The following is an 8222-nucleotide window of genomic DNA, read 5'->3' as shown; positions in this document are numbered from 1 at the left end:
TTTTTCTTTTTAAATTATTTTTTTTCATTCTTTCCAGTCAGCGCACTTTGTGTGGTCCGGTGCTTTATTTTTGCGTGTTTCTGCCGTTTGTACATTTTTTTTCATATCATTGATTTTTGTTTGCTGCAAGGTTTTGACATTTCCGTGTGTTTTTGACGTTTTTGTTGTTTTCTGCCGTTTGCGTAGTTTTCCCGTTTTGTTCCGTATCTGGCAAAATCGACCGGGGACTTAGCCCGTGCCGGAGCAGCGCGCAGCGTTGAAAAAGCGGGCTTTTTGTGTGCTGTTTTTTTTGCGGTTGTAATTTGAGGACGGCGGATTATGGCTTTTTTTTTACTTGATGGCCGCTTTTTTAATGGAGCGGACAGCGGAACTGCGCAGGGACGGTGTGGCGGGAAACTGTGTGTCCGTGCGCTTTTTGCCTGCTTTTCGTGTGGTGTGCTCCTGCTTTTTATTTTCTGTTTTGATACTTTTTTATTGGGAATTGACAAAAGATAGGTATTTCTTTATGATGTTTCTATAAACAGAAACAATAACTGGAGAAATATATATGTACGAAGAATCTATTGACGGTTTTTTTGGTGATTACGGTGGAAAATATATTCCTGAAATTTTACATTCGGCGATTGACGAGCTTGATTCGGCTTTTAATTTTTATATTCACGATAAGGATTTTTTGGAAGAACTGAATATTTTGCGTCGCGATTACATTGGCCGCGAAACTCCGCTTATGTTTGCTGAACGCGCTACTGAACTTCTTGGTGGCGGAAAAATTTTCATAAAACTCGAAGGCTTGGCAAATACTGGCGCTCACAAAATTAACAATGCGATTGGTCAGGTTTTGCTTGCAAAAAAAATGGGAAAAAAGCGGATTATTGCAGAAACTGGCGCAGGACAGCATGGAGTTGCAACAGCCGCAGCCTGTGCAAAACTTGGAATGCAGTGCGTAATTTATCAGGGAGAAGTTGACGTTCGCCGTCAGCAGCCAAATGTGGCGGCAATGGAGCTTTACGGTGCAAAAGTTGTTGCCGTAAAAACTGGTTCTCGCACTCTAAAGGACGCTGTAAACGAAGCTATGCGCGACTGGGCTACTAATTTTGAAACCACGCATTACTGTCTTGGTTCTGCCTTGGGACCAGCTCCTTTCCCGGACATGGTTCGCACTTTTCAGTCGATAATCGGCGAAGAAGTAAAAAAACAGTGTGCAGAGCGCAATATACAGATTGATTCTCTTGTTGCCTGTGTTGGCGGCGGTTCTAATGCTTCTGGATTTTTTGCTCCATTCTTTAAGGACGAAAAAATCAAACTTTACGGTGCGGAAGGTGGCGGAACTGGACCGGAAATCGGACACAACGCAAGTCGCATGGTCGGAAATCTGGCACGCGACGGAATTATGCAAGGTTTTAAAAGCCGTTTTTTGGTAGATGATGACGGTCAGGCTCAAAAAACAAGTTCAATTTCTGCAGGACTTGACTACCTTGGAATCAGTCCTCAGCTTGCAATGCTCGGAAAAACTGGTCGAATTACCTTCGACGCAATTCGCGACAACGAAGCTCTCGAAGCCGTTAATTTTTTTGCAAAAAATGAAGGAATTCTTATGGCTCTCGAAAGTTCACATGCGGCAGCTTACGCAATGAAACTTGCACCTAAAGTTCCAAAAGACAAGGCGATAATCATAAATATGTCGGGACGAGGCGACAAGGATGTTTTTATTACAAGTCCTGTTTTTCGTCCAGAAGAATGGAAAGCCTTTCTAAAAAGCGAATTAAAGCGTCTTGAAGAAAATAAAGATGTTCACGAAAAATATTAGAATTTGGGCGTTCTGACAGCCTCTTTTAGAAGCTGTCAGTCGGGCTTTTCGGGGTTGGCATTGGCGATTGCAGGCAATCGCCAACGGCTACGCCGCCCCTACAATCCCTAACGCAGGTTTTGCAGATTCAACCACAAAAATAAGGAAAAAATTATGATAAAATTGATGTCGCACTTAGTTGCAAATTATCCAAATCCTGAAATTTCTTTTGCTGCCGCCGAAGCTCTCGTAAAAGGCGGAGCCGACTTTCTGGAAATTCAGCTGCCGTTTTCTGATCCAAGTGCAGACGGTCCTGTAATTCAAAACGCCTGTTCAACTGTTCTTGCAAACGGCGCAACAACACAAAGTGGTTTGGATTTTATCGCAAAATTACGCAAAAATTTTCCAAATGTAAAAATTGCAATAATGTCTTACGCTTCTCTGATTTTTACTCCTGGCGTTGATAAATTTTGCCAGAGAGCAAGCGAGGTTGGCGTAAATGCAATGATTATTCCAGACTTGCCGTTTGACTGCGACGAAGGTCTTACTGCTGCATGCAAAAAATACGGAATGGAAAATATTCCTGTTGCGGCCCCAAGCATGACGGACGAACGTCTTCAAAAAATGCTCGGTTTCGGGTTTAAGACGATTTATGCGGCTTTGCGTGCAGGAATTACTGGAATGGACACAAAAGTCGACTCTCATACAGTTGAATTCTTAAAAAAATTAAAGCATCAGAATAAAAACGGCATTGTTCCAGAAATTTATGGGGGATTTGGAATTCACGGAAAAGAGCAGGCACAGGCAATTGCGCCTTATGTCGAAGGAGTCGTAGCAGGTTCAGTTTTTGTCCGCCTTATAGATTCTGCAGACGGCGACAAAAAAATTCTTCAGAACACAATTTGCGCAAAAGCAAAGGAAATAAAAGGTCTGTAAGTTTACATTAAATTAGGTAAGTTATTATTTGCAAATCGTTTTGATTAGTCGATTGAATTTACCGGTTTGTTTTCTTTTAGCCACAAAATACGCTGGTTGCTGCTTCCGCGGTAATTTAGAGTTATATCTTTTAATTCCTGCTTAAATGGTCCGTCTACAAGAACGTCTATACAGTCAAGCATGCGGTCTGTTACTTCGCAGTGTTTGCGTCCATCGGAAGGTTTTAAATCTATGTCGTAAATGTAGCCGCTATAACACCAAATTGTTTTTTTTGGGAATGCGGCACGGACTTTTTCCAAAAATGGCGCAAGAACGCGCTGATTTTCTTCTTCAAAAGGTTCCCCTCCAAGAACGGTAAGTCCCTGAATATATTCTGGTTTTAGCGCTTCGAGAATTTCTTCTTCCGTTTTTTGAGTAAATTCTTGTCCGTAGTTAAAATTCCACGTCATCTGATTAAAACAACCAGGACATTTATTTCTGCAACCGCTTACAAACAGGCTTACTCGAACTCCAAGCCCATTTGCAATGTCGATTTTTTTTATTTCGCCGTAGTACATTTTTACAGATGCAAAACGCGCTCTTTAATTTCTTGAGTGCGTCCCTGATTCCAGTATTGTGTTCCAATGTAGCCACAGGTTCTGCGTGCAACATTCATTTTTGTCTGATCTGTGTTTCCGCAGTTTGGACATTGCCAGACCAACTTTCCGTCAGCATCTGCAACAACACGAATTTCGCCAGTGTAACCGCATTTTTGGCAACAGTCGGATTTTGTATTCAGTTCTGCGTACATTATGTTTTCATAAATGTGCTTGAGCAAAGCGATTACAGCAGGAATATTGTTTTCCATATTTGGAACTTCGACATAACTTACAGCGCCACCCGGAGAAAGCTCCTGGAATTGGCTTTCAAATGTGAGTTTTGCGAATGCATCAACTTGTTCGGTTACATGTACGTGATAAGAATTTGTAATGTAGTTTTTGTCTGTCACGCCTTCGATTTCTCCAAAGCGACGTTTTAAGCATTTTGCAAATTTGTAAGTTGTAGACTCGAGCGGAGTTCCGTAGAGTGAGAATGCAATGTTTGTCTGGTCACGCCATTCGGCACATTTTGTGTTCATATAGCGCATTATTTTTAAGGCAAAAGGAGTTGCTTCTGGATCTGTATGAGGTTTTCCCGTCATGTATTTTGTACATTCGCAAAGACCTGCGTATCCGAGAGAAATTGTTGAATATCCGCCGTACAAAAGCTTGTTGATTACTTCTCCTTTTTCAAGACGCGCAAGAGCACCATTTTGCCACAAAATCGGGGCAACATCGCTCGGAGTATTCAAAAGTCTGTTATGACGAGCCATAAGCGCACGGAAACACAACTGAAGGCGTTCGTCAAAAATCTTCCAGAAAGCGTCCATATTTCCGCCAGACGAGCATGCTACGTCGACAAGGTTGATTGTTACGACACCCTGATTAAAACGACCGTAGAATTTTGGCATGTTTGTTTGAGGATCATGATAAACTGTAAGGAACGAACGGCATCCCATGCAAGGATAACAGTTTCCGTCTTTGAGTTCCATCATCTTTTTTTCGGAAATATAATCTGGTACAAGGCGACGTGCTGTGCATTTTGCGGCTAGTTCTGTCAAATAAAAATATTTTCCGTCTTCAGAAATATTGTCAGATTCAAGAACATAAATCAGTTTAGGAAATGCTGGAGTAACCCAGAAACCGGCCTCGTTTTTAACGCCCTGAAAACGCTGTTTTAAAACTTCTTCAATAATGAGCGCAAGGTCAGACTTGGTCTGTTCGTCTTTAACCTCATTCAAATACATAAAGACCGTAACAAAAGGACTCTGACCGTTAGTTGTCATCAGAGTTACAACCTGATACTGAATCATCTGAACGCCACGAGTAATTTCGTCCTTAAGGCGCATTTCTACAATTTCCTTAAATTGTTCCGGGTTGTAATGCAGTCCTGTTTTTTCGGCGATTAAGTTCATTTCGCGGATAATTTTTTTGCGGCTTACATCGACAAATGGAGCGAGATGTGCGAGCGAAATCGACTGACCGCCGTATTGGCTCGAAGCAACCTGAGCAATAATCTGAGTTGCAATGTTGCAAGCTGTAGAAAAAGAATGAGGTTTGTCTATTCTTGTGCCAGAAATAACAGTTCCGTTCTGGAGCATGTCTTCCAGGTTTACAAGGTCGCAGTTGTGCATGTGCTGAGCAAAATAGTCAGCATCGTGAAAGTGAATTATGCCTTCGTTGTGAGCCTTCACAATGTCTTCGTCGAGCAAAAATCGTTTTGTAATATCTTTAGAAACTTCTCCAGCCATGTAGTCGCGCTGAACCGAAACAACAGTCGAATTTTTATTTGAATTTTCCTGCTTAACTTCTTCGTTCTGACATTCAAGCAGCGAAAGAATCTGTTTGTCGGTCGTGTTTGCCTTGCGCATAAGTTCGTGCTGGTAACGATAAGTAATATATTTTTTTGCAATATCAAAAGCACCAGCCTTCATAATTTCTTTTTCGACCATGTCCTGAATTGCTTCAACGTTCATTTCGTGATTTTCAGAAGCGCAGGCATTTTCGATATTTTCTGCGATAGATTTAATTTGATTGTCAGAAAGCTGGTCGCTGAGCGGAACTTCGGCATTTGCTTTCGAAATTGCCGTTATAATTTTTTTTATGTCAAAAACAACTTCCACGCCATTTCTTTTGATAATCTTCATTTTATAGTTTTCCTCCGAAAAATATTTTAAGAATTTTTAGAAAAGCACTTGACAAATAAAAAAAAGTGATAGTGTCAAAAGTGATGAAAAAGCCCCAAAAAACGCTATATTTAGTGTTTTTGGAGCGCTTAAATAATATATATCGGACACGAAAAAACTTCAATCGTAAACCGCTAAATTTGCATAAAAAAAATTAATTGGGCGGCTTTTTGCTGCGCAAAAAACGGGCTCTCCAGGGCTACGGCTTTTGCCTCCGGTATTTTTGCAGGCAAAAACACACGCTTCGCGTCCCTTCCGATCCCTGCCGCAAATCTGAAAATACAAAAAACTCTCCTTTTACACAGTTTGTGCGAATTGATATAATTTGTTTCTATAAAAATACAAGAACTGAGGTTTTTAATGATTAAACTTGTGGCTTTTTTGGGAAATTATGGCAGCGAGTACGAAAAAACTCGGCACAATGTTGCCTGGCAGTTTGCTTCGCAGCTTCCTTTTTATAACAGATTGAACTTTCAGAATAAATTTAAAGGCGACTATGCCGTTGTAGAAACTTCTGTGCTCGCACATTGGTTTGCAGAAACAGGAATGTATTCTAAAAAAGACGGTTCTGATCCGATTGTGCCGGAAAGCTCTCCAGATAAAATCTACTTTTTAAAACCGCTTACTTATATGAATTTGAGCGGAGAAAGCGTTGGAGAACTTGCCCGTTTTTATAAAATTCTTCCGGAAGAAATTTTAGTTGTTCACGACGAGCTTGAACTTCCTTTGGGAACTGTCAGCTTAAAATGGAGTGGCGGTCTTGGAGGGCATAACGGTCTTCGTTCAATGAAGTCTGCTTTTGGAACGGCCGATTTCTGGAGGTTGCGTTTTGGACTTACAAAACCGCAAAACCGCGATATTGCCGACTACGTGCTTTCCAGTTTTACGGCAGACGAGCAGATAATTCTTGCCCAGGAATTTGCACAGACAAACGAAATGTTTGCAAAATTTTTGCTTTCCACGGACGAAAACCAGCAGCGTATTTTGCAGGGCTGGAGCAAACGAAAACTGATTTAAGGGGGCTTGGGGGATTTCCCCCAGGAGAAGGGGTAGCGGAAAACGCGGCGAAGCCGTGGTTGCAGCGCAGGGGAAGGCGTTCCCCTCCTGTCTTTTCTGATTTTTCATTAGACAATAAGCGGGAATTTTTATATATTTTAAGTATGGCTAAATTTATTGACGAAGACGAAAAAAAAGAAAAAAAAGGTTCTACAGACGCTTTTGCTGAGAAACTTTTAAAAACTCGCCAGATTGTTGTTAGCGGCGAAGTGAACGAAGAGCTGGTTGAAAAAATTGTAAAGCAGCTTCTTGTTCTTGAAGCAGATTCTGATAAACCGATTTATCTTTACATTGATTCTCCAGGAGGCTCAATCGACGACGGTTTTGGACTTTACGATATGATTCGCTTTATAAATGCTCCTGTTTATACGATTGGAATGGGACTTATTGCGAGCATGGGTGTAACCTTGTTTTTGTCTGTTCCAAAAGAAAGACGCTTTAGTTTGCCGAACAGCCACTTTTTGATTCATCAGCCTTTGATGGGCGGAAGCCGTGGTGTTGCAACTGATATTGAGATTACTGCTCAGGAAATTTCAAAATCGCGCGAAAATCTTACAAAATTGATTGCAGAAGCAACTGGAAAAGATTTTGAAACTGTAAAAAAAGATACAGAACGCGATCATTGGCTTACTGCTCAGGAAGCGGCAGATTACGGCATTGTCGGAGCTATCGTTTCGAGCCGCAAAGAGTTGCCCGAAGCATAAAATTTGTGTTATATTAAGGCAATCAAAATAAAAAAGGGTAATTGATGTTTTTTGAATTAACTGATTCTTTGTGCGCAGACATTTTGTTCGCCATGGAAAATCAGCAGCAAAATTTTGGTTTGGATGCGAAAAATTCAAGGATTGTTCAGTGTGAGCCAGAATCGGTTGATGAGGAAAATATTTATTCGTTGCCGTTATGGACTAGTGCCGACGGCTACAGTTTGCTGGAAGATTTTATTGCAAAGTACAAAGGCATAAAAGCTTGTGGCGAACTTAAACAGATTTTACTTGAAGGACGGGGGGTTTTCAGAAATTTTAAAAATACATTAAAAAAGTATCCTGAAGCAGACAAAAGATTTCATTCTTTTAAGAACAAAGAAATGAAAAAAACGGTTTGTGAATGGTACAACGCACTGCGGGAGTCGTGGGGGCTGGAAACTTTAGATCAAGACTTTTACGAATATGACGATCTGGTTCTTGAAGACTTTGCTTTCCGGACATTTTCTGCGGATATGGACAGCGGAAATGTTGCTTTTTTGGCAGGTGCTTTTTTTGAAGAATTAAAAATTCAATTTTCAGGTGAACTTGGTTCAGCTATTTCTTTACAACTAAAAGAGCAGTTTGACTCAATCAACGCTCTGGCTAAAAATTGTACTGGAGGTTTTGTTTGCCGTACTTTGTCGGACGAGTTTGCCGGTTGTATTTTATATTCGGGTTTGTCCAGTAAAAAGGTTGCATTTTTAAACGCCCTTTTTGTAAATCAGAATTACCGTGGGCTTGGAATTGCCAGAGAACTTTTATCAAGAAGCATTTCCACTTTAACCGAAGACGGAATTCAATTTTTTATAATTAATAATTCATTTGTGCCAAAAATGCTGAAATCAACATTGACCGATTTAGGTTTTAAAGAAAAAGATTTTGCTTTTGTGGCTGAATTGAACTAAAGCCTATTTAATTTAAGGCATTTTTTTTAGGA

General features: G+C 40.6%; 7 protein-coding genes. 5 read left to right on the top strand and 2 right to left on the bottom strand.

Annotated elements, in window-relative coordinates; translation table 11 throughout:
- The first annotated feature begins 547 nt into the window (after window positions 1–547).
- On the top strand, window positions 548–1807 hold the full coding sequence (gene trpB / locus ACT6XC_RS07615) for a tryptophan synthase subunit beta (RefSeq protein WP_443738182.1): 1260 nt from the start codon (window positions 548–550) through the stop codon (window positions 1805–1807).
- Window positions 1808–1960: 153 nt separating this feature from the next.
- The gene (trpA, locus tag ACT6XC_RS07610) at window positions 1961–2722 is read left to right on the top strand and encodes a tryptophan synthase subunit alpha (RefSeq protein ID WP_443741370.1); all 762 of its coding nucleotides are present in this window, start codon (window positions 1961–1963) and stop codon (window positions 2720–2722) included.
- Between the two features lie 44 nt (window positions 2723–2766).
- On the opposite strand, the gene nrdG is transcribed toward trpA, so the two are convergent.
- Window positions 2767–3279: an anaerobic ribonucleoside-triphosphate reductase activating protein gene (gene nrdG, locus ACT6XC_RS07605; RefSeq protein WP_078930778.1), complete on the bottom strand. Its 513-nt coding sequence runs from the start codon at window positions 3277–3279 to the stop codon at window positions 2767–2769.
- A 2-nt stretch (window positions 3280–3281) separates the two neighbouring features.
- Window positions 3282–5447 carry an anaerobic ribonucleoside-triphosphate reductase gene (gene nrdD, locus ACT6XC_RS07600; protein ID WP_443738184.1) on the bottom strand — a complete coding sequence of 722 codons (2166 nt, stop codon included), beginning with the start codon at window positions 5445–5447 and terminating at the stop codon, window positions 3282–3284.
- Between the two features lie 399 nt (window positions 5448–5846).
- Here nrdD and pth point away from each other — a divergent pair, with 399 nt between their 5' ends.
- From pth to ACT6XC_RS07585, 3 genes are all read left to right on the top strand, one after another.
- On the top strand, window positions 5847–6503 hold the full coding sequence (pth, locus tag ACT6XC_RS07595) for an aminoacyl-tRNA hydrolase (protein ID WP_443741369.1): 657 nt from the start codon (window positions 5847–5849) through the stop codon (window positions 6501–6503).
- A gap of 143 nt (window positions 6504–6646) precedes the next feature.
- Window positions 6647–7246, top strand: coding sequence for an ATP-dependent Clp protease proteolytic subunit (locus ACT6XC_RS07590; RefSeq protein ID WP_443741368.1), 600 nt, complete (start codon window positions 6647–6649; stop codon window positions 7244–7246).
- A gap of 44 nt (window positions 7247–7290) precedes the next feature.
- Window positions 7291–8190, top strand: a complete 900-nt coding sequence (locus ACT6XC_RS07585; RefSeq protein ID WP_443738187.1) for a GNAT family N-acetyltransferase — start codon at window positions 7291–7293, stop codon at window positions 8188–8190.
- Window positions 8191–8222: the final 32 nt, after the last annotated feature.

Origin of the sequence: Treponema berlinense (genome assembly GCF_052273165.1) — a bacterium.
GTDB classification, from domain to species: domain Bacteria; phylum Spirochaetota; class Spirochaetia; order Treponematales; family Treponemataceae; genus Treponema_D; species Treponema_D berlinense_A.
This window is presented reverse-complemented; position numbering and strand designations above follow the sequence as displayed.